Here is a 23,300-nt window from a genome sequence, read left to right on the forward strand (position 1 = left end):
TAATTGATGACATACTCCCATTGTCCATAAAGCGATAACATAACCAAAAATTCTTACAATTTAGTGACAATTTAATTGTACTCTTAAAAAAAAATGCGGTCAAGAAAACGGATACATTAAATAAATTTTCTTTCGCTTTTTTTCTATCTATATGTCCCAAAAAAGGAAAAATTTCCTCCTTTCTCTTCTGTGCATAAATTTAACAAACAAATCAAATAATAGAATCAATGTAAAGAACTTGAACAAATATTGATTTTATCGTTATGGAAGCAAGATTTTTTCCTTTAAAAGGAAAAAATTATTAAGACATTATTAAAAAAATTGCTTATTGTTTAAATAGATTTTCACGTTTTTTAGTCACCCTAATTCAAAAATCGTTCCCTTTTCTTATGATTTTTTTCCGTTTTTACAGTATACTATTTAGACAATATATTTTATTCTATTTTATTTGGTTTCCGTACTTTTTACATAAACCGATGTATGGAAATATTGCAAATGCCAAAAATGATAACTTTTAGGAAGAGACTATCTTGTAATTATGTAAATATAATAGAATCATAGAAAGAGGAGAGCATATTGAGTGATTTAACATCCTTAGAAGAAAAAACACAGGTGGAGTCAGATCCCCTTACTGTTCCCGCGTATGGATATGAATTAATTCGAGAGATACTTATCCCCGAATTATTAGGTCGGGACACGCCTGATCTGTTATATTGGGCCGGTAAACGTATTGCCCGATTATTTCCTTTAAATACTGTAGAAGAAGCGTATGCTTTTTTTCAAAAGGTCGGATGGGGAAATTTAGAAGTTGTTAAACAAACAAAAAATGAAATTATCTATCAATTATCCAGCGAGCTGATTGAAAAAAGATTAAAGGAAAAAGGGAAATGCACCTTTCAATTAGAAGCAGGTTATTTAGCTCAACAATACGAACAGACAAAAAAAGTTATTGCAGAAGCCTTTGAAGACCCAAAAAGAAAAGAAAAAAAAGTAACCATAACGGTTCGCTGGGATAGTAAAGATCCTGTAGAAGGATAAAAAGAACTCCAAAAGAAAGAAGAATTTTAATAGTCTTCCTTCCTTTGGAGTCTTTTTTGCTTCTACTAATCATTTCTTATGCATGCACAGGTAGTTTACTTAATTCAAATGCATCGTGAAGAATTTCTACTGCTTTTACCATCTTCTCTTTCTCAATTACCGTTGATACTTTAATTTCGGATGTGCTAACCATTTTAATAATAATTTTTTCTTGTGATAATACTTTAAACATATCTGCTGCAACTCCCGGATTAGAAATCATTCCAGAACCGACTATCGATACTTTTGCCAATCCTTGTTCAGAAGTTACTTTATCGTATCCTAATTCCGCCTTATTTTCTTCTAGCACATTCAATGTTTCTTCTAAGTCACTATCTTTTATCGAAAAAGACAAATTTGTCAGCTGGTCATTTGTTAAGCTTTGAATAATAATATCGACATTTATATGATGGGACGCAAGGGTGGTAAAAATAGTAGAGAGACTTGTTAAGGGATTTCTTAATCCAAATACCGTCACACTCGTAATATTGTCCTCAAATGCCACTCCGCGTACAACTAAATTTTGTTCCATGGAAACTTCCTCCTCGATGATTGTTCCTTCTTCTTGTTCCATACTTGAGCGAACCACTAATGGTACTTGATAGTTTTTTGCATATTCTACTGCTCTTGGATGCAGGACTCCTGCCCCTAAATTAGCTAATTCCAGCATTTCATCATAAGAAATAGCTAATAGTTTTCGTGCGCTTTGCACAAAACGTGGGTCGGTTGTAAATACGCCTGTTACATCTGTGTAAATATCACATTTATCCGCTTTTAAAGCTGCTGCAATCGCAACCGCCGTTGTATCCGATCCACCACGTCCAAGTGTTGTTATATCTCCCGCGTCAGTTACTCCTTGAAATCCAGCTACTACTACTACTCTTCCTTGTTGTATCTGTTCTTGTACTTTTTCTGTTTGTATATTTACTATTCGCGCATTCCCATGAACATTCTCTGTTTCTATTCCTGCTTGCCAACCAGTATAGGAAATGGCATCTACTCCTTTCGCCTGTAAAGCCATAGATAGTAAGCTGATGGTAATTTGCTCTCCTGTGGATAGTAAGACATCCATTTCTCGTTTAGATGGCTTTGGATTTATTTCACTTGCAAGCGTTACAAGCGAATCGGTTGTTTTCCCCATAGCGGATACGACGACGACTACATCATTGCCACGATTTCTTTCTTCGATTACTCTTTCTGCTACATGAAGAATTCTTTCTGCACTGCCTACGGAAGTACCACCAAATTTTTGTACAACTAATCCCACTTCATTCCCTACCTTCTTGTAATCTTAGAGGTTTCTTTTTATTTCTCATTGCTTTTTTTTATGTACTTTTCTTTTCCTCTTTCGCAATCTTAATTAGTAAAAGACAAATAAAAAAAGCAATGAGAATATCTCATTGCCGTGCAGCTAAATACATTATAAATATGCACAAACAGTGAGATAGCTCTCCAAAACAGTTTCTTGTTTTGACAGTCTTACATTTATTCAATGCAAAACCAGCAAAGAAAGTCATGAGAACTTTCCTTACTTCGGCGATCTATCCCTTTCATAATTCTTCCCTGAAGCTCATTCTTCTCCGAATTATTACTCTTGAAGCTCGCACCTCTACCTTCACTTATTAAGTTATAAGTTGCCATCATTATAGCACAGTGGATTCATTCCGACAATTAATTTTTTATTCCTTTAATTTAGCAAGTAATTGTTCAGCCACATTTGCGGGAATACCTGCTTTCACAAATTCTTCGATCGTAGCTTCTTTCATTTTCTTCACAGATCCAAAGGTTTTTAAAAGTAATTTTCTGCGCTTTTCTCCAATCCCAGGAATGTCATCCAATAATGACTGAAAAGCATTCTTCCCTCTTAATTGACGATGGAACGTAATGGCAAAGCGGTGAACTTCATCTTGGATTCTTTGTAATAAATAGAATTCCTGACTATTTCGCTCAAGCGGGATAATCTCCAATGGATTTCCGAATAGCAGTTGAGAAGTGCGGTGCTTATCATCCTTTACTAAACCAGCAACTGGAATATCTAAGCTTAATTCATCGAGTAGAACCTCTCTAACTGCTTCAAGATGCCCTTTTCCACCATCAATTAATAGTAAATCTGGAAGCGGCAGCCCTTCTTTTAAAACACGCTGGTATCTTCTTCGAACTACTTCCCGCATGGATTCATAATCATCTGGTCCTTTTACCGATTTGATCTTATACTTGCGGTATTCTCGTTTCGCTGGTTTTCCATCGATAAAGACAATCATCGCTGAAACTGGATTCGTCCCTTGAATATTACTGTTATCAAATGCTTCAATCCGCAGTGGTGTGTAAATCCCCATTTGTCTGCCTAGGTTTTCCACTGCTTTTATCGTACGCTCCTCATCACGTTCGATTAATGCAAACTTTTCTGTTAAAGCATTCTTCGCATTTTTATTAGCTAATAATACAAGTTCCTTTTTTTGCCCTCTCTGCGGCTTTATCACTTTTACATTTAATAATTCTTCGACAATATCTCCTTGGATCTCGTCTGGAAGATAAATTTCCTTTGGTTTAAAATGATTGGCTTTCTCATAAAACTGCCCTAGATATGTTAGCATTTCCTCTTCAGGCTCTTGATAAATAGGAAACGTACTAACATCGCGTTCAATTAACTTTCCTTGACGAACAAAAAATACTTGAACACACATCCAGCCTTTATCATAGGAATAGCCAAAAATATCTCTGTCTACTAAATCCGTCATCATCATTTTTTGCTTTTCCATTGTTGCTTCGATATGAGCGATTTGGTCACGGTATTCCTTAGCGCGTTCAAAGTCTAATTCTTCTGATGCTGCCATCATTTTTTCAGATAGTTCTTTTTTAATATCTTTATATCCACCATTTAAGAACTTGATGATATCATCTGTCATCTTCTTATATTCTTGTTCGGTAACCTCATTTACACAAGGAGCTAAACATTGTCCTAAATGATAATATAAACAAACTCTATCTGGCAGCACATTGCACTTACGTAAAGGATAAATGCGATCAAGCAGTTTTTTTGTTTCATTTGCTGCTTGGACGTTTGGATATGGGCCAAAGTACTTGCCCTTGTCTTTCTTTACATTTCGAGTTGTAATCAGCCTTGGATGCCTTTCAGCCGTCAATTTAATAAATGGATAGCTTTTATCATCCTTCAGCATAATATTATATTTTGGATCATGCTTCTTAATTAAATTTATTTCTAATATTAATGCTTCAATATTGGAAGAGGTTATGATGTATTCAAAATCTTCAATTTCATTGACTAGTCTTAATGTCTTGCCATCATGAGAGCCTGTAAAGTAGGAACGAACTCGATTTTTTAATACCTTTGCTTTTCCTACATAAATAATGGTACCTTGTCGGTCCTTCATCAAATAACATCCAGGCTGATCAGGTAAGATCATTAATTTATTTTTAATGATGTCGTTCACAATTTTCCCTCCCAGCTCACAAACCTTATAAACGAACATATATACTATCTTCTCTAATTATAGAGAATTTCATCGATTCATCAAGGAAAAAGTATGGAATGGGAATATTTTAGGGAAAACGGTTTATTGTTATATGAAAAAATAAGGAGAAAAGAGGGGGAATGATTTTATTGCGATGTTTTGTTATAACGGCTTTTATCGGATTATGATTATATTTTCCATTTCTACCAGCAAGTTTATTTTTTCTCCATAAAAAACCTGCAGACACTAGTGGTGTCTACAGGTCTTTTTCTTTCAAAAATGAAAGAGTTTCATTAAACATGTTTAGCTAATAGTTCAGAAAGAGCTTCTTTTGGTTGGAATCCAACTACTTTATCTACTACTTCACCGTCTTTAAGAACAAGTAAAGTTGGGATGCTCATTACGCCAAATTTAGATGCTGATCCTTGGTTTTCATCTACATCTACTTTAACGATTTTTACACTATCTCCCATTTCGCCATCAAGTTCTTCAAGAACTGGAGCGATCATTTTACAAGGTCCGCACCATGGTGCCCAGAAATCTACTAATACTACACCTGAACCTGTTTCTTCTTGGAATGTTTGATCTGTTGCATGTGTAATGGCCATTTATAATTTGCCTCCTTATTTGATAAACTAACAATATCGAAAGTATACCATGGTTTCTTAGATGATACTAATAATATGTTTCAAATATCATTTTCCCCTACTATCAGCTAATACATTCACCCATAATTAGATCATTCCCATTCTTTTAATAAAGAAGGTATTATTTCAAAAATATCTCCTACAATCCCATAATCAGCTACTTCAAAAATGGGAGCATTTGGATCTTTATTAATAGCGATAATGGTTTTGGCAGATGTTACCCCAACAAGATGTTGAATAGCCCCTGATATTCCGCAGGCGATATATATATCTGGAGCCACGGTTTTTCCTGTCTGACCAAGCTGAATAGAAGCATCACATACTCCTAATTCTACTGCACCTCTGGAAACACCAACTGTTCCGCCAAGAGTGTCAGCTAATTTCTTCACTAGTGCAAATCCCTCTTCGTTTTGAATGCCTCTTCCAGCGCCAACAATAATTTTTGCATCTACTAAGCCAGCTGCCTTTTCTCTTTTTTGTTCGAGTCCAATTAAAGTAGCTACCGGCTTATCGATATTTACTTTCAAAGAACGAACATTCGGTTTTGTTTTCTCTTTCTTTGGGAGAGTCGTCCATTTTTTGGGCTTTATTGTCATAAGAAAAGAAGAATCTTCAACTTCTGTCCGTTCCGTTAATTTTCCAGAATAAGCAGACCGAGTTATAGACAGTTTATTATCATGAAAGACAAAACTCTCTATATTTGAAAATAAGGATAGATTCCATTTCTCACTTAAATACGGGAAGATGGATCTGCCGATATCATTATGTCCACATAAAAGAATAGAGGGTTCAAGTTGTTCCCAAACAGATAAGAGGGCTTTTATATATGATTCATTCGAAAATCTAGCTAACAAAGGATGTTCCACGATAATGATTTGATCGACATCCGTTTCATCCCATTCAGATGCGTTCTTTCTCATATCCTCTCCCATTAGCAAGAGAATCGTTTCTGCCTCCGTTTGTAATTCCTTTGCTGCTGAAATACATTCAAGGGTAATGGAGGCAAGTTTTCCTTCTTGATGTTCTCCCAACACAACGATTTTTCCCTTCATATTAACTCCTCCATTACTATGACTTTAATAATTTGGATAATGAAGCAACTTGATCTTTTATTTCCCCTTGCAACATTATTTGTTTACGATTTAATTGTGGATACGAATAGTGGCTGAGCGTTTTTTTTGCTCGACTGTCCTTTAACTGGATGATTCGAAAAGGCTTCTTTTTTGCTTTCATGATTCCAGCAAGTGATGGCAATCTTGGAACATGTAAACTTTGTGGAATGGTAGCTAAAAAAGGAAACGGAACTCGATATGTTTCGATGTCTCCATCTGCATTTCTTATAATTCTTGCATGTTTTTCCTCTTGTTCGATTCGAATTGCTTTCACAAAGTAGGGAATATCTAATAAAGCAGCAACCCTAGGACCTACTTGACTTGTTGCTCCATCTGTAGAAAAATCTCCTGCTAATAGAACATCGTAGTCTATATTCTGCAAATATTCCTGTATCTTTTTAGCTATATGAGCTGGATGATCTTCATTAGGATTAGATTCTATTAAAACAGCTTGATCTGCTCCCATAGCTAAAGCTGTTCTCAATTGCTTTTCTCCTTCTTTTTTACTTACCATCAGCACCGTTATACGCCCACCATATTTTTCTTTTAATTGAAGGGCTTCTTCTAAACTTATCGCATCTGGCGGATTGATGATAAACTCTTTTTCTTCTACCAATGGTTGTTCTGCTTCAAGTACGAGGGAAGCTTCAGGAGAAACGGTTCTCGATAATAAAACCACAATCTGCAATGCTTTATTACTCATTTTCTTCTTCACTTTCTTTCTTCAATTGTCTTCTTAATACTTTTCCTACTGCCGTTTTCGGAAGTTCTTCTCTAAATTCATAAATACGAGGTACTTTAAAAGATGCCAATTTCCTACGCATAAACTGATTCAGTTCTTCTTCTGTAACCGTCATTCCTTCGCGCAATACAATAAATGCTTTCACTGTCTCTCCCCTATAAGAATCCTTCACTCCCACAACTGATGCTTCCATAACAGCTGGGTGCTCATACAAAACTTCTTCAATTTCACGAGGATAGATATTAAAGCCGCCTGCAATGATAATGTCCTTTTTCCGATCGACGATATAAAAATACCCTTTCTCATCCATATATGCGATATCACCAGTTAGTAACCAGCCATCTTTTAAAACCTTATTGGTTTCTTCTTCATTGTTCCAATATCCTTTCATTACTTGCGGCCCCTTAATTGCAAGCTCACCAACTTCTCCCACTGGCAATATATCACCTGACTCTAATGAAAAAATAGCTGCATCAGTCCCTGGCCAAGGAACACCAATACTTCCTTTTACAATTTCATTGTCCCAAAGAAAATTCACGTGGGTAACAGGAGAAGTTTCCGTTAATCCATAGCCCTCTACTATTTTCCCGCCTGTCTTCTCCTCAAATTTCTCAATAACCTCAACTGGTAATGGAGCAGAACCACTAATCGCTCCTTTAATCGAGGAAAGATCGTATTGGCTTATGTCTGGATGATTCATTAAACCAATGTAGATAGTAGGTGCTCCTGGAAAGACAGTTGGCTTTTGTTTATGGATTGTTTTTAACAAACCACTCGCATCAAATTTCGGAACAAGAATCATTTTATATACTTCCATTACTGATAATACAAGAACTGTCATAAGCCCATACACATGGAATAATGGCATGACGGCAAGCATTTTTTCTTTTCCCTTTTCCATCTTATATAGCCATTGTCTGCACATAGAAGTATTGGCTACTAAATTTTGATGGGTGAGAATAACTCCCTTTGGAAAACCTGTCGTTCCGCCAGTGTATTGTAGAATCGCTATATCTTCTTCAAAATTTATCGGTACTTCCTTTAGTACTGATTCTTTGGACTTTAATGTTTGGATAAATAGATGAGTAGAGTTTGATGATGAAATTGTTGGAGGTTTTCCTTGCTCTTTCGCTTGAATGAATGGATAGACAATATTTTTGGGAAATGGGAGATAATCTTTAATAGATGTAACAATAATTTGTTCAAGATCTGTTTGCTTCATTACTCTTTCCACTCTATTGTAGAGCATATCTAATGTTATAATTACTTTCGCCCCTGAATCTTTCATAATAAATTCTATTTCTCGCTCTTGATAAAGCGGATTTACTGGTACAGCGATAGCTCCCGCCTGCAAGATTGCATAGAAACTAATAACTGTTTGTGGAATATTCGGCAGCATTACTGCAACCCTGTCCCCTTTTTTTACACCTAAGTGCTGTAAATAAGCTGCAAATTGCAATGTTTTCTTATAAAGTGTTTTAAACGTCATTTCTTTTCCCATAAAATGAATAGCTTTATGTTTTGGATACTCATTTGCCGCGTATTTTAATAATTGTGGGAGAGTATCTGCACGATAATAAACATTTTTGGCAATTTGTTCAGGATAAAGTTTTAACCATCTTTTCTCTGTTTCCAACACAATTCCTCCATTTAATTCTATTGTTGTACTAGCTTATTATATGGAGGAACATATTCATTGGATTATGTATAAGCCTACTTTCCCTTTAATTGACACAATTCCGCATAAAAACAGCCTTTTTAATAGTAACTAAAAAAGCCAAACAATCATGCGAATGTGATTTGTTTGGCTTTTTGGCTTTGAATATTTACGTCCAACCTTCATTTAAAATACTATATTTATTAAGAGATACCTGCACCAATTACAAAAGATAAACCAACAGAAATAATCATAGAAATAAAGCCGACTGCTCGATTATCATTTTTTATTTCATCGTCAATATTAAATTTAGGGGTTAAAAATTCAAAGATGAAATAACCAATTAACAATAGGACAAAACCATATACACCCCAGATAATCATTTTCAGTAAAGAATCATTTTGCATAATTGAATGGCTGAAAATATTCGCTATTCCAAAGATTTTTCCGCCTGTCGCCATCGCAACTGCTAGATTCCCATTTTTTATTTCATCCCAATTATTATATTTTGTTACAAGTTCAAATATAGCTAAAAATACAACAAGGCTTAGAATAACAACACTATAATCGCCGGCCGTTTTTACATATTCATTTTCCCAAAATTGTGCCATAAGGTTTCTCCTCTACCATTATTCTCCAAAAGAATATTTATTTAAATTCGACAACCGTTACGCCGCTGCCGCCTTCTCCTGCTTCGCCAAAACGAATCCTTTTTACTGCGCGATGATTTTTCAAATACTCTTGAACACCTGAACGGAGGGCTCCTGTTCCTTTCCCATGAATAATGGAGACTCGCGGATAGCCAGCAAGCAAGCTATCATCTATATACTTTTCTACTCGAGCAAGAGCATTTTCAAATCTTTCGCCACGTAGGTCTAACTCCAAGCTAACGTGATAGTCTTTTCCTTTTATCGTAGTTAGTGGTTTTGTTTCTACTACCTTAGGCGCTTTGATGAATTCAAGATCTTTTTCTTTGACCTTCATTTTCATAATACCAATTTGGACTTGCCATTCTTTGTCGGAAACTTTTTCTAGTAATTGGCCTTTTTGATTAAAGGTTAGAACCTTCACTTCATCGCCAGGCTGATAAACATGGTTCGTCTTCGATGCAGCTGGTTGTTTTTGTCTTTCTATTTGTGGTGTTGCATCATCTAAACGTTTTCTTGCATCAATTAGTTCATGTTCTTTTACTTCTGCTCGTTTTTCGAGCTGCATTTTTCGTAAATCGCCAATAACCGCTTCGGCTTCTTTTTTAGCATTTTCGATAATTTCTTTCGCTTCTCTTTTTGCTTTTTCTTGCAGTGTTTCTTTCTTCTCGTAATATTCCATTACTTGTTTCTGTAAATCACGATGAAGCATTTCCGCTTGTTTTAATAGATCTTTCGCTTCTTCATGCTCTCTTTCTGCTTGCTTACGACTATTCTCCAGAGAGGCAATCATATTCTCGATTTTATTACTATCCTCGCTTACATGTGACCGAGCTGTATTAATCACATCTTCCTTTAAACCCAAGCGCTTACTAATTTCAAAGGCATTACTTCTTCCCGGGACTCCAATGAGTAATCGATAGGTTGGACTTAATGTTTCAATATCAAATTCCACACTTGCATTTACAACGCCTTCGCGATTATATCCATAAGCCTTTAACTCCGGATAATGAGTAGTTGCAATAACTCTTGCCCCGCGTTTATTTACTTCATCGAGAATTGAAATAGCTAGAGCTGCTCCTTCTTGAGGATCTGTACCAGCTCCTAATTCATCAAATAAAACAAGACTTTTATGATCCACTTTTTCAAGAATACTAACAATATTAACCATATGGGAAGAGAACGTACTTAAAGACTGTTCAATAGACTGTTCATCCCCTATATCTGCGTATACAGATTTAAAAACGCCCATTTCTGAACCGTCTAATACTGGTATTTGCAGGCCTGCCTGTGCCATTAAAGTACATAGACCTACTGTTTTTAAAGTTACTGTTTTACCGCCCGTATTTGGTCCGGTAATAACAATAGATGTATAGGAATCCCCAAGAATAATATCATTCGCTACCACAACCTCTGGCGGTATAAGTGGATGCTTCGCCTTATGAAGAACAATCTTTCCTTCATTATTAATTTTTGGTTTGGATGCTTTTAAGCGGTGAGCATATTTTGCTTTTGCAAACATAAAATCAATTTCTGCTAATACAGTGACAATATGCAATAGCTCTTCTTCATATTGTGCTACAAGTGCAGTTAATTGCGTTAAGATACGATCAATTTCTTGTTGTTCTTTGACCCGAATAGCTTGAAGTTCATTATTTAGTGTCACTACAGACTGTGGTTCAATAAACAGGGTTTGCCCAGAGGCACTTTGGTCATGAACAATCCCCCCATAATTGCCTCGATATTCTTGCTTAACCGGGATAACATACCGATCATTTCTAATTGTAATAATACTGTCAGACAGCATTTTTTGGGCACTTGAGGAACGAATCATACTTTCTAGTTTCTCTCGTACTTTTGATTCATTTCTACGCAGCTGATTTCTTAACGTTCTAAGAGCATCACTTGCACTATCCATCACTGCACCTTGTTCATCAATAGCCATCTTAATTTCTTCTTCTACTTCAGCAAGCACCATGATACTGTCTGTTAAAGTAAACAGTATCGGAATAGGCTCTTCTTCATGAAATTCTTCAATAAATCGTTTCATTTGTCTACTAGCATGAACAGTACTTGCAATCTGATTTAATTCAGATGGGCTAAGCATACCGCCAATAGAAGATCTTTTCACATGGGCGCGGATATCATAGATTCCATCAAGAGGGATGGATCCACGCATGCGATATACCTTAGCAGCTTCATCTGTTTCCTCTTGCCATCTTACAACTTCATTATAATCAGTAGATGGAACTAATTCCTCCACTTTATATCTTCCCAATGAAGAAGATGCATGTTCGATTAATTGATCTTTAATTTTATCAAATTCTAACGTTTTAAATACTCTTTCCTGCATGGAGTAATCTCCTTTGCTATCCCCATTTCGGGTTTAATCATATTTTTTAATGGTTCTTCTGACTTTTTGAGCGTTCTTTTCCGTTGAGCTATCTTTCAACAGAGAGATTGCTTTTCATTTCAAGACTTGGACTGAGGCGAAAACAGCTTTTCCTTGCAGAGTTTCAGCCATTGTTTTCCAAGCTAACTACTTACCTATATACTGATCATCCTTTATATAAGAAGGCTAATAATTCTTCTTTGGACATTGCATTCAATACAGTAGATTTTTTTATCCAGCCCTTTTTCGCGGTGGATACTCCGATAGCCATATTATTAAGCTCATGCTTATAATGAGCATCTGTATTAATTACAATCTTTACGCCCGCATCCTGGGCCATTTTGACATGTGCTGCATTTAAATCTAAGCGGTTAGGATTACTATTCAATTCCAAGATAGTATTCGTTTCTTTCGCTAACTGAATAAGCATTTCCATGTCAATATCATAACCATCTCTTTTGCCAATTTTCCTACCAGTCGGGTGTGCAATGATATTAACATACTTGTTTTCCATGGCAGCTTTTAATCTATTCATTATCTTATCTTTCGATTGTGAAAAGGCAGAATGGATGGAGGCAATTACAATATCTAATTCTTTCAATAATTCATCATCATAATCTAGTGTGCCGTCTGGTAATATATCCATCTCAGCACCAGCTAAAATAGTTATATCCTCATATTTTGAATTTAACCTTTTAATTTCTTTGATTTGCTTTCTCACTCTATCTGGTGTTAATCCATTGGCAACCTTTAAATATTGAGAATGGTCTGTAATAGCCATGTATTGATAGCCTAATTTTCGATTTGCTTCTATCATTTCTTCTAATGAATGTGCACCATCACTCGCAGTAGTATGCATATGCAAATCTCCTTTAATATCTTCCAAGGAAATAAGCTCACTATCATCTGAATAATTTTCTACTTCTTTCCCATCTTCTCTTATTTCAGGAGGAATAAAGGGCAGTTCGAAATAATGATAAAACGCTTCTTCTGTCTTAAAGGTTTTTATTTCGCCTGTTTCATTATTTTCCACACCATACTCGCTTATTTTTTCTCCGCGTTCTTTAGCTAGCTGTCTCATTCGCACATTATGTTCTTTTGAACCTGTGAAATGATGTAAGGTTGTTGCAAATTCCTCTGGTTTCACTAACCGAAAGTCAATAGAAACGTCATAATCCAGCCCCAGAATTACACTAACTTTTGTCAATCCTGCTCCATTTACTTCTTTTATGGACGGAAGCTGAATCAACTGCTCTTTCACCTGATTAGGATCTTTTGTGGCAATAATAAAATCCAAATCTTTAATCGTCTCCCTAACTCTTCTTAAACTCCCGGCTCTAGAGTATTGCACAACACCTGCCATCTTAGCTAGGTGTTCCTCAATGGAAACTGCTATCGGAATCATAAATGCAATCGGCAGTCGCTCTGGGCGAGAACCGGCATTTTGAAGGGCTTCCATAATTTTTTCTTCCGTCTTTTTGCCAAAACCTTTTAATGCTTGCACTTCTCCTTTTAAACATGCATTTTTTAAATCCTCTGCATTTTCAACAGATAGCTCTTTATATAATTTTGCAATTTTTTTCCCACCGAGACCTGGCAGCTGCAGCAATGGTATTAACCCTTTTGGAACTTCGTCTTTTAACTCTTGTAAAACAGACGACTTACCTTCTTTTAGATATTCTTCTATAACAGCTGCTGTTCCCTTTCCTATTCCCGGCAGTTCCGTAAGATCGGTTATTTCGGTTAAGTTTAATTCACTTGTTTCAATCGTATTGGCAGCTTTTCGAAAGGCAGATATTTTAAATGGATTTTCTCCTTTCAACTCCATATATATCGCGATTTGCTCTAATAATCGAATAATATCTTTATTTGTAATCATCCTTTATCACCCACATATGTAAAATAACTCATCTTCTCATCCTACCTATCATACCATGAACTGTATAAATTCAATAATCATGCAGCACCTGTTTAACTAAACAAAAAAACTCTCTAGCTACATATAAAGCTAGAAGAGTTTCCTCTTTCTATGAAGCCATATAATCAAACCATAAATCTTTTATTTTCTCTGAAAAATATGGAGTGTTTTCTATCATCCATGCGGCAACCGAGGATTCATTTAATTGAGATTGAATAAAATCAACCGGAATTAAAATAGAAATAAATAATAGAAGGAATAATAGCAAATACGTTTCGACAAATCCTAGGACCGCACCAGCCCATGTATTTAACTGTTTTAAAATAGGAATACTAGCAACAAAATCTATCATACTTCCAATAATTTGCCAAATAATTTTCACTACAAAAAATATCACCACAAAGGAGAACCCTCTGTAAAAGACATCTTCCATATTTGCCGTTTGAATAAAAGATTGCAGCAAACTATTTTCCCCTATATTTGGATATGGAATCCATAGTGTTAATTTTTGCGATAATGGGATGTAATATTTATTAGCAACAATAAACGCAACAATAAATCCTGTTAAGTGTATAATTTGCATAATAAATCCTCTTTTTAGTCCTCTAAGAAGACCAAAAAGCAGCAATATAACCAAAATAATATCTAACATGAACAATGTCAGTCCTTTTCTCTTCTTTTTAATTCTTCCTCTAATTCTTTCACTCGATCTTCTAGCTTTACATAGTCGTTTACTATATTTACTGCGGTAAGTACAGCAAGTTTATTGGTATCAAGTGAGGGATTCAAAACATGAATTTCACGCATTTTTTCATCAACTATGGAGGCAACCAGTCTAACATGGTTAGAAGGTTCTTTCCCTATTATTGTATATTGTGTTCCATATATATCAACATTTGTACGATTTTTAGGGGTATTTGACACGCCCATGCCTCCAATCTAAAGAATCCTAGTTTCTATCATATCATGAACTATTCTTGGTAGGGAAGTCATTCGAATAGATTCTATCTTAAGACTTTTGATATAGAGAAATAATTATGATTAAAAAAACAGACTGGGACAAAACTAGCTTCACATAGTGAATAGGGGGCTGTCCAAAAAGTAATGAAAGCTGATTTTTGGAACAAAAAAAAATCATCCTTTTGAGTAAAATGAAGTTACCAACAACATTAAAAGAAAGGATGATTTTTATGTACAATCAAATGATTACTACTGAAAAATTAACACGTAAATGACATTCCTTCCAGCTATAGAAGTGAATGAGAAAAAACACTAAAAGGCACCCCTCCTATTCTTTCTTATCCAGAAACAGGTTTTAAAGAGGATGTACTTATTTCCCTTTAGATACACCACTTAATGGACTAGATGTTCTTTGTAAGAAATGGTATAGAGCTCCAATTAAGTTCGAGTCATTTCCAAATTGGCATGGCTGAACTTGAATGTTTAAACACTCTTCTGTTGGCTTCATAATTTTTAGCTTTTCGTTAATCTGTTCAATAAGCCCTTCGCGTTTACTGATTGCTCCGCCGATTAGAATTTTCTCCGGATCAATAATGTATTGTAAATTATAAATTCCTACAGCTAAGCGCTTAATGAATTTTTCTATTTCTTCCTGTACTTCCCAGTCGCCTTCATCAGACATGTTAAATACAATTTGACCGTCCAAAGTTATTGGATCCAAGTTTTTCCGTTTCGCAACTTGCTTAATTAAACCTCCAGTTGCTGCAAGAGAACTCCATGATTCCCCTAGCGGCTGATTCAGATAATCCTCTAAAATCATGTAACCAAATTCGGCTCCGAAAAGATGGCTACCATGACGAATTTTCTTATCTAGAAAAATAGAACCACCAATACCACTCCCAATTACAATACAAATATAATCATCGACATTTTTTGCAGCACCCATCCATCCCTCCGCTAACCCTGCACAATTAGCATCATTTTCAAGCTCAACAAGCAATTTTGTCCGTTCTTGGATGACATCCCTTATATTCGGCCCATGAATATATGGCAGAGCTGAGGTTCCTTTTATAAATCCTGTTTCAACATCTACTGCTCCTGGCATACTTAAGGCGATACCGATTATCTCATTCTTTTCTTGAAAATTCTTCACTACTGTTTCGATTGTATCCACGAAAGAATCGATTCCATCTTTTGGAGTTGGAACAGAAGACTTTTCTACAAAGTTTCCCAATTCATTCATAAGCGAAAATTTTATTGCAGAGCCACCTACATCAAATACTGCATAATAATTCACCAAAAAACCTCCTGACATCCATACAAGTCTTATTATTTATGTAAGAAAGCTCCTAAATCAGCCCAGAGCTCACCTGAAGGCTTTGTTCGTCCCACACGTTTCCCTTACAATAATTTTAGAGTCTGTATACACTGGCTTTAATTTTGATTTTCCTTCTATCAAGTCATTTAGCATAAAAGCAGATAATTTACCGATTTTCTCCTTATCCTGTTTGACCGTGGTCAATTTAGGATCACTATAGCGGGAAGCAGCAATATCATCACATCCTACAATTCGGATGTTTCTAGGTGTATGAAGTCCAGCTTCCTTAATAGCTCTTAGTGCACCTAAAGCCATTAAGTCGGATGCAGCAAAAATAGCTTCTGGATAATCCTTCAACTCTAGTATTCTCTTCATTGCGATATAACCACTCTCTTCATGGTAATCTCCATATTGAATCCACTCTTCCCTGATTTCAAGACCAAACTGATTCATCGCATCCTTGAATCCCTTTAACCTTAAATTAGAAATGACGGATTCACTCATCCCGCCAATATAGCCAATTTTTCTAAGAGAATTCAAATAAAAATGCTCTACTACTTTCCTTGATAAATTTACATTGTCCGTCATGACGTAGCTCGCTTTTGGACCTACTAATTCAATATCAATTCCAATACAAGGAAAACCGCTCTCAGCAAGTTCAAAAGTAGCGTCCTCTACTTCTTCACCTGCAATTATCAAGCAGCCATCCAAATTAAAGTGCTTGCATCTTGCTAAATAACTTCCTTGAAATTGTTCATTAGAAAACATTAAGATATCGTATCCAAGTAATCCAATATTTTTCTTAAAAGTCGAAATAACTTCATTAAAATATGGATGGGTCATGTCTACATTGATTTTACCTGCATAGACAAGACCAATGAGATTTGATTTTTTCGTTGCCAGTGACCGAGCCGAAAAATTTGGTGCGTAGCCCTTTTCATTAATAACTGTCATGACTTTTTTTCTAGTCATCTCACTTATTTCGCCATAATTATTTAATACTTTCGAAACGGTTGATGGTGATACCCCTGCCAATTGTGCAATGTCCTTTATCGTTAAACTCATCGTTTTTTCCCTTCTATTTCCGTCTAAATTCATTCCTAATATTAGATTAATAAAAGTTAGAGAATGAAACAATAGCATGGCAGGAAATAGTCTTTATTTCACAGACCCTTCCGTAATACTTGATATAAATAATCGGTTAAATAATAAGAAAATGACTAATAATGGAACAGTTGCCCAGAACACACCAGATAAAATCATACCGAAATCAATATTATGAGTATTGCCCAACTGTGCTAATGCAACCTGGATGGTATACATTTCTGGATCTCTTAAAACCGTAAACTGCCATAAGAACTCTCCCCAAACAGCAGTAAATACAATAATTCCAAGAGTAGCAAACGCTGGTAAGATAATCGGTAATACAATTCCCCAATAGATACGGAAATTCGAGCACCCATCTAATTTCGCTGCTTCTATTAATTCATCAGGAACTCCCTCGGATATATATTGGCGCATTAGAAATATCCCTAAAGGATTTAAAAAGGATACAATCATAACTCCTTGTAAGGTATCTAGAAGTCCTATTTTAGAAATTAAGAAGTATTGTGGGATTAACCCTAATTGCGGTGGAATAATCATGGTTACCAAAATAGCAATGAAAAAAATGTTTCTTCCTGGGAATCTAAATTTGGCAAAGGCAAAGCCTGCTAATGAACTAATGAGTAGTACTATGATCGTTACAACAAAACAGAGTATAAATGAATTCCACATCCCACCAAAAAAATCAATTTGACTTAATACCTTTTTAAAGTTTTCAACCAGCATATTTCCTGGTGTTAAAGTTGGTGGGATGGAATTGTAGGCAGCACTCGGCCTTGTTGCCATGACAAACATCCAGTAAAATGGAAACAACGAAACGATAGCAGCAATAAATAAAAATAAGTAAACGGATAATCTGCCTATGGAAAACTTTCTCCGGTTTCTTTTGTCATGCTTCCTCATTGATCCACACCTCTCTTTTTCTTTCTAAATCCTTGCGTTAAACTTAAGTTTATGACAGCAAATAATGATATAATGACCAATAGAATGATTGCAGTTGCGGATGCGGTTCCAAATGACTGCAATTTAAATGCATCTCTATACAGGTACATAACAATTGTCATCGCTTCATCCCTTGTGAAAGCACCAGTTCCTAAAAACACAGTTGGTTCAGAGAATAACTGCATGGCACCAACTGTTGAAGTGAATACCGTTAAAATAATAAATGGTTTCATCATTGGGATAGTAATGTAAAAAAGCTGATGAAATTTATTGGCACCATCAATGGTAGCTGCCTCGTATAAATCATTTGGTATACCTTGAATTCCAGCTAGATAGATAATCGTGTTATATCCTACCCATCGCCAGAACACCATAATGGATATCGCAATTTTCGTCCCCCATTCAGAGGCTGCCCATTGGATAGGGTCAAGTCCAAAGAAATGAGTTAATACATAATTGGCTAAAGAAGATTCATGATTACTGAATAACACACTAAAGATAAGGGCTACAGCAACCATGGAAGTTAAATAGGGCATAAAAATTGTTACACGAAAGAAGCTTTTAAATTTAAGAAAAGCCATATTCAACAAATAAGCTAAAATAAGACCGACGACTAACTGTGGAGCTGTTCCCATAATTCCTATAATTATCGTATTATAAACCGATTTCCAAAATAGAGGATCCGTGAGTACAGTCTCAAAATTAGCCAGTCCGTTAAATGTCATCGGGCTTAAGCCATTCCATTTTTGGAAGGCTAGGTAAATACTAAAAAGCATAGGATATAAGCCGATAACGGCAAAAATTATGAAGAAAGGCGCTATATATAAATATCCTGACAGCATATCCTTTTTTTGCTCCGACCTAAATTTTTTCTGTTTTTTATGAATAGGTTGCTTCTTACTGACAGTGTTCACAGTTTCCTTATTACTGCTAGGATTCATTTCCCCACCTCTTTTCATATTCGAGGGAGCATGGTACATATAAACGTCCAAACTTCCCTATCTATCCATCATTATTCATTTTCCTCACAAAAACCAATATATGAAGTATCGCCGGCTTACCACAAACCTTTTTCTCGCTAAAGGCTCATATATGTAAGCCGACCGACTTTTCAAATTATTTAAAGGTTAGTAGATTTTAGTAACTTTGTTTTTTATAGAACAAATGCTAGATTAACGGCTTAATAAATCTTCTGCGCGCTTCACGGCAGCTTTCCATTCTTTTTCTGGGTCTGCTCCTTTATTTTGGACATTCTTAAGCGCATTCAATACTTCGCTATGGATTGAAGCATATTTTTCACCTTTATATCCTATGCCACTAATGTCCTTTGCAGCTTCTGCAAATACTGGAGCTGTTGCTTGGCCACCAAAGAATTCATCTGCATTCGTTTTAAATTCTTCCATATCATATACAGATTGAGCAGATGGGAATAATCCATGGCTTTGGAATGATTTCAATTGATTTTCTGGTGATACAAGCCATTCAATAAAATCATAAGCTTCTTGGGAATGTTTTGTTTCAGATGGTACGGCAATGTATGAACCACCCCAGTTTGCAGCAAACTCAGTTGGTAATGTAGCAACTCTCCATTTCCCAACAGCATCAGGAGCATTTCCTTCCATCCATCCTTTTAACCATCCTGCTCCTAACTCTGCCGCAAATTCGCCTTTGTTAACAGCATTTGCCCACTCTGGAGTCCACATATCATATTTACCTATAATTCCAAGTTCATTTAAGCGAATAGCATAGTCATATGCTTTTTTCACTTCACTGTCTGCTCCTAAATTTAATTTATTATCAGGAGTCAAATAAGCTGTTTTCGCAGAATCTAGATAAGCTCTATATGCCATTTCAATACTATCAACAAATGGCAATTTTGTTTTCTCTTTAACTTGTAATCCAGCTTTTTCAAATGCTTCAGGTGAGTTAATCAAATTGGCTACTTCCTGTGGATCAGTTGGAAGTCCTGCTTTTTCAAATACATCAGTTCGGTAGTACAATCCTTTAGGTCCAATATCTGTAGGAAGACCAAATAAGAAATCTCCGTCCTGGTTTTCTCCACTCTTCCATTTCCACTCTAAGTACTGGTCTTTCACATCTTTCGCACCAAGATCATATAGATTTTCAAAACGATCTTGAGCTACTTTAAAACGGTCAAATTGGTCAATCTCTAACATCGTAATATCAGGTGCACCGCTCCCCGCAGATAATGCTGTAAAAAGCGCATCATGATGATCAGCTGTTTCAGATGCCTTTACTTTAATTTTAATATTTGGGTTTTCTTTCTCGTATTCTTTTGCTAAATCCTCATAACCAGTCGAACCAAATGTCCAAAAATCCAACGTGATTTTTTCATCTTTACCACTTGTTTTACTTGATGTATCATTCCCACTACAAGCTGCTAAAGACAGTGCAAGCAATGACGATAAACCTATGGCAGCAAACTTTTTCATTCTTTTCAAAATCATAACCCCCCAAAATTATTTAATATTTTAATAGTCTTTCTTAAATATGAGATTTCTATAAAGAAATGAACACCCCCAAAAATGATAGATTTCAATTTAACGAAATCGGTTTCGAAAGCACTTACAGAAATCGCTTACAAAACATATAATAATATCATTACTTCAAAAAATCAATATAAAAATAACCAATTTATTGAATTTTTTTAAAAAATCATATAATTTTAATTTATTTATTCACTATTATCGCCATAAATAGTGAATAAATAAGAATTTCCATTCGAAACCGTTTTCGTAATTATATGCTTCTCTCCCGATTCGCCCCATGGAAAGAAAAAATGAATTCAGGCTGTTGTGTTCACCACATACCAGCTTCAATAAAAAATCCCAGAATTGAACTCTGGGATTTTTTTTATCCGACTCAGCCTCTTAGCGAAGCACCAGCTTTTTCTTCTACTGCAGCAAGTACTTTGTCATGGGTCTTGCTAATCATTTCATCTGTTAATGTTTGTTCTGGATCAAAATATGTTAAAGAGAATGCAATCGATTTTTTGCCTGCTTCCATTTTTTCGCCCTCATATAAATCAAACACTTGGACATCTTTCAATAACTTTCCGCCAGCTTCAATAATAACTTCTTGAAGCGTACCAGCTAACACGTCTTTCTCAACAACAAGCGCTATATCTCTTGTTACATACGGGAAACGAGGGATGGACGTATAATGTAATGCTTCTACTTCTACAGCAAATAACTTACTTAAGTCTAGTTCGAAACAATATGTTTCTTTTAAATCTAAATCATTTTGCATTTGCGGATGCACTTGACCGACAAATCCAATGATCTCCCCATTAAGAACGATTTCAGCCGTTCTTCCTGGATGCATACCATCCAAATTCGCTCTAGCAAATGTAATTTGCTCCATAACACCTAACTTTTGGAATAATCCTTCCAATACACCTTTTACAACAAAGAAATCAACAGTTTTCTTCTCTCCTTGCCATGGGTGCATACTCCAAATGCCTGTAACTGCACCAGCTAGATGTTCTTTTTCCTCAGGAAGCTCCTGCTCTCCATTCGCTAAGAACACAACCCCTGTTTCATAAACAGCTATGTTTTCATTTTGTCTTGCTGCATTATATTTAAGCACCTCTAGCAGCTGTGGCACGATGCTTTGACGTAATAATGCACGTTCTTCACTCATTGGCATTGCAAGGTTGATTGGGTTTCTTTTCTCTAAAGCAAAGCTATGCACTTTCGCTTCATTTGTTAATGAATAGGTAATTGCTTGATATAACCCAGCCGATTCTAAATATCTTCGTGCCATACGACGTTTTTTCTGATAAGCAGTTAAAGAACCTGGTGTAGCAGCACCTATCGGCAATGTTTTCGGCAAGTTATCATAGCCATAAAGACGAGCAACTTCTTCGATTAAATCTGCCTCGATAACAATATCATTTCTTCTTGTTGGCACAGTTACGATGAATGTATCACCTTCCATTTGTGTCGCAAATTGAAGACTATTAAAAATAGCCGTTACTGCATTCGTCTCTAATGTCGTTCCTAATGTTTGATTGATTTTTTCGAGCGTAATCGAAACTACTTTTGGCTCGGCAGTTAGTGTATCAACTGCGACTTCCCCTTCAAGCACTTCTCCGCCAGCATATAATTGTAATAATCGACAAGCTCTATCTGCAGCTTCACGTACTCGATTTGGATCAATTCCTTTTTCATATCTTGCGCTCGCTTCACTTCTTAAACCAATTACTTTAGAGGATCTGCGAATTACTTTACTGTCAAAATAAGCCGATTCTAATAAAACAGTAGTAGTGCCAGCTTGAACTTCAGAATTCGCACCACCCATTACACCGGCAACAGCTATTCCTTCTTTTCCATTCGTAATAAGTAGATTATCTTCTGATAATGTTCTGTCTGTTTCATCAAGTGTTGTAATCTTTTCACCACTTTGTGCTCTTCTTACGAGAATTTCTTTTGAGCCAATTTTATCATAATCAAAAGCATGCAGCGGTTGACCATATTCTAGTAAAATAAAGTTCGTAATGTCGACCACATTGTTATGTGGGCGAATTCCTGCAGCCATTAATTTTCCTTGCATCCATAATGGAGATGGAGCGATTTTAATATTCTTAATCACTCTTGCTGTATATAATGGTACATCTGCATTCTCTTCTACTGAAACTTTAATATAATCAGATGCTTTTTCGTTAATAGTTGGATATTCTGTATTAGGTAGTTTTACTTCTTTTTCTAAAATGGCAGCTACTTCATACGCTACACCAAGCATGCTTAAGCAATCAGCACGGTTTGGAGTTAACCCCAGTTCTAGTACAGCATCATTTCGTTGTAAATATTCTAATGCGTTTTTGCCGACCTCTACATCACTTGGAAAAACAAAAATTCCTTGCGCATAGTCTTTTGCGACAATTTTTCCTTCGATACCAAGCTCTTGCAGGGAACAAATCATCCCGTTTGATTCTTCCCCCCGTAGCTTCGCTTTTTTAATTTTGAAGTTACCTGGAAGAACTGCACCAACCTTTGCTACAGCTACTTTTTGGCCTTTATCTACATTGGGAGCGCCACAGATAATTTGGATTGGGTCTCCCTCGCCAACATCGACTAAACATTTATTTAATTTGTCTGCATTCGGATGTTGTTCACGCTCGACAACATAACCGATTACTACATTTTTAATTCCTTCATCAAGAACCTCGACGCCTTCTACCTCGATACCACTCTTTGTAATTTTTTCTGCTAATTCATCAGGACTTATGCCATTTAAATCTACATATTCATTTAACCAATTATAGGATACTAACATTTTTTCTCCTCCA

General features: G+C 35.8%; 18 protein-coding genes and 1 riboswitch. Of the genes, 1 reads left to right on the top strand and 17 read right to left on the bottom strand.

Annotation, left to right across the window (positions count from 1 at the left end; translation table 11 throughout):
- Positions 1–576 precede the first annotated feature (576 nt).
- Positions 577–1,038 carry a YslB family protein gene (locus tag NX902_RS17340; protein ID WP_095331496.1) on the top strand — a complete coding sequence of 154 codons (462 nt, stop codon included), beginning with the start codon at positions 577–579 and terminating at the stop codon, positions 1,036–1,038.
- Between the two features lie 76 nt (positions 1,039–1,114).
- Here the strand turns inward: NX902_RS17340 and NX902_RS17345 are convergent, their stop codons facing one another.
- From NX902_RS17345 to pheT, 17 genes are all read right to left on the bottom strand, one after another.
- The gene (locus NX902_RS17345) at positions 1,115–2,344 is read right to left on the bottom strand and encodes an aspartate kinase (protein ID WP_163185426.1); all 1,230 of its coding nucleotides are present in this window, start codon (positions 2,342–2,344) and stop codon (positions 1,115–1,117) included.
- Positions 2,345–2,514: 170 nt separating this feature from the next.
- Positions 2,515–2,697, bottom strand: a riboswitch (Lysine riboswitch).
- Positions 2,698–2,756: 59 nt separating this feature from the next.
- Positions 2,757–4,529 carry an excinuclease ABC subunit UvrC gene (gene uvrC, locus NX902_RS17350; protein ID WP_095331493.1) on the bottom strand — a complete coding sequence of 591 codons (1,773 nt, stop codon included), beginning with the start codon at positions 4,527–4,529 and terminating at the stop codon, positions 2,757–2,759.
- Between the two features lie 314 nt (positions 4,530–4,843).
- Positions 4,844–5,158, bottom strand: coding sequence for a thioredoxin (trxA, locus tag NX902_RS17355; protein WP_047941926.1), 315 nt, complete (start codon positions 5,156–5,158; stop codon positions 4,844–4,846).
- Between the two features lie 131 nt (positions 5,159–5,289).
- Positions 5,290–6,249, bottom strand: a complete 960-nt coding sequence (locus tag NX902_RS17360; RefSeq protein WP_095331491.1) for an electron transfer flavoprotein subunit alpha/FixB family protein — start codon at positions 6,247–6,249, stop codon at positions 5,290–5,292.
- A 16-nt stretch (positions 6,250–6,265) separates the two neighbouring features.
- Positions 6,266–7,012 carry an electron transfer flavoprotein subunit beta/FixA family protein gene (locus NX902_RS17365; RefSeq protein ID WP_095331490.1) on the bottom strand — a complete coding sequence of 249 codons (747 nt, stop codon included), beginning with the start codon at positions 7,010–7,012 and terminating at the stop codon, positions 6,266–6,268.
- Positions 7,005–8,687 (bottom strand): long-chain-fatty-acid--CoA ligase, encoded by a 1,683-nt coding sequence (locus NX902_RS17370; protein ID WP_172859649.1) that lies wholly within the window; start codon positions 8,685–8,687, stop codon positions 7,005–7,007. The genes NX902_RS17365 and NX902_RS17370 overlap by 8 nt, the downstream gene beginning before the upstream one ends.
- A 224-nt stretch (positions 8,688–8,911) precedes the next feature.
- Positions 8,912–9,319 (bottom strand): DUF350 domain-containing protein, encoded by a 408-nt coding sequence (locus NX902_RS17375; RefSeq protein WP_095331487.1) that lies wholly within the window; start codon positions 9,317–9,319, stop codon positions 8,912–8,914.
- Between the two features lie 37 nt (positions 9,320–9,356).
- Positions 9,357–11,708, bottom strand: coding sequence for an endonuclease MutS2 (locus NX902_RS17380; protein WP_123258066.1), 2,352 nt, complete (start codon positions 11,706–11,708; stop codon positions 9,357–9,359).
- Positions 11,709–11,913: 205 nt separating this feature from the next.
- A complete protein-coding gene (polX, locus tag NX902_RS17385) occupies positions 11,914–13,626 on the bottom strand; it encodes a DNA polymerase/3'-5' exonuclease PolX (RefSeq protein ID WP_341160869.1) in 1,713 nt (570 codons plus the stop codon).
- A 148-nt stretch (positions 13,627–13,774) separates the two neighbouring features.
- Positions 13,775–14,317, bottom strand: a complete 543-nt coding sequence (locus NX902_RS17390; protein ID WP_095331483.1) for a CvpA family protein — start codon at positions 14,315–14,317, stop codon at positions 13,775–13,777.
- An 8-nt stretch (positions 14,318–14,325) separates the two neighbouring features.
- Positions 14,326–14,589, bottom strand: a complete 264-nt coding sequence (zapA, locus tag NX902_RS17395) for a cell division protein ZapA (protein ID WP_047941918.1) — start codon at positions 14,587–14,589, stop codon at positions 14,326–14,328.
- A gap of 406 nt (positions 14,590–14,995) precedes the next feature.
- Complete coding sequence (locus NX902_RS17400; protein ID WP_123260690.1) at positions 14,996–15,922, bottom strand: ROK family protein; 927 nt, start codon at positions 15,920–15,922, stop codon at positions 14,996–14,998.
- 69 nt (positions 15,923–15,991) lie between these two features.
- Positions 15,992–17,008 (bottom strand): LacI family DNA-binding transcriptional regulator, encoded by a 1,017-nt coding sequence (locus NX902_RS17405; RefSeq protein WP_095331480.1) that lies wholly within the window; start codon positions 17,006–17,008, stop codon positions 15,992–15,994.
- A gap of 93 nt (positions 17,009–17,101) precedes the next feature.
- A complete protein-coding gene (locus NX902_RS17410; RefSeq protein WP_095331478.1) occupies positions 17,102–17,950 on the bottom strand; it encodes a carbohydrate ABC transporter permease in 849 nt (282 codons plus the stop codon).
- A complete protein-coding gene (locus NX902_RS17415) occupies positions 17,947–18,948 on the bottom strand; it encodes a carbohydrate ABC transporter permease (RefSeq protein WP_341160870.1) in 1,002 nt (333 codons plus the stop codon). The genes NX902_RS17410 and NX902_RS17415 overlap by 4 nt, the downstream gene beginning before the upstream one ends.
- 213 nt (positions 18,949–19,161) lie before the next feature.
- Complete coding sequence (locus NX902_RS17420; protein ID WP_095331513.1) at positions 19,162–20,442, bottom strand: ABC transporter substrate-binding protein; 1,281 nt, start codon at positions 20,440–20,442, stop codon at positions 19,162–19,164.
- A 430-nt stretch (positions 20,443–20,872) separates the two neighbouring features.
- Positions 20,873–23,287, bottom strand: coding sequence for a phenylalanine--tRNA ligase subunit beta (gene pheT / locus NX902_RS17425; RefSeq protein WP_095331474.1), 2,415 nt, complete (start codon positions 23,285–23,287; stop codon positions 20,873–20,875).
- Between the last annotated feature and the right edge of the window lie 13 nt (positions 23,288–23,300).

Origin of the sequence: Niallia sp. FSL W8-0954 (assembly GCF_038005605.1) — a bacterium.
Classification (GTDB): domain Bacteria; phylum Bacillota; class Bacilli; order Bacillales; family Cytobacillaceae; genus Niallia; species Niallia circulans_A.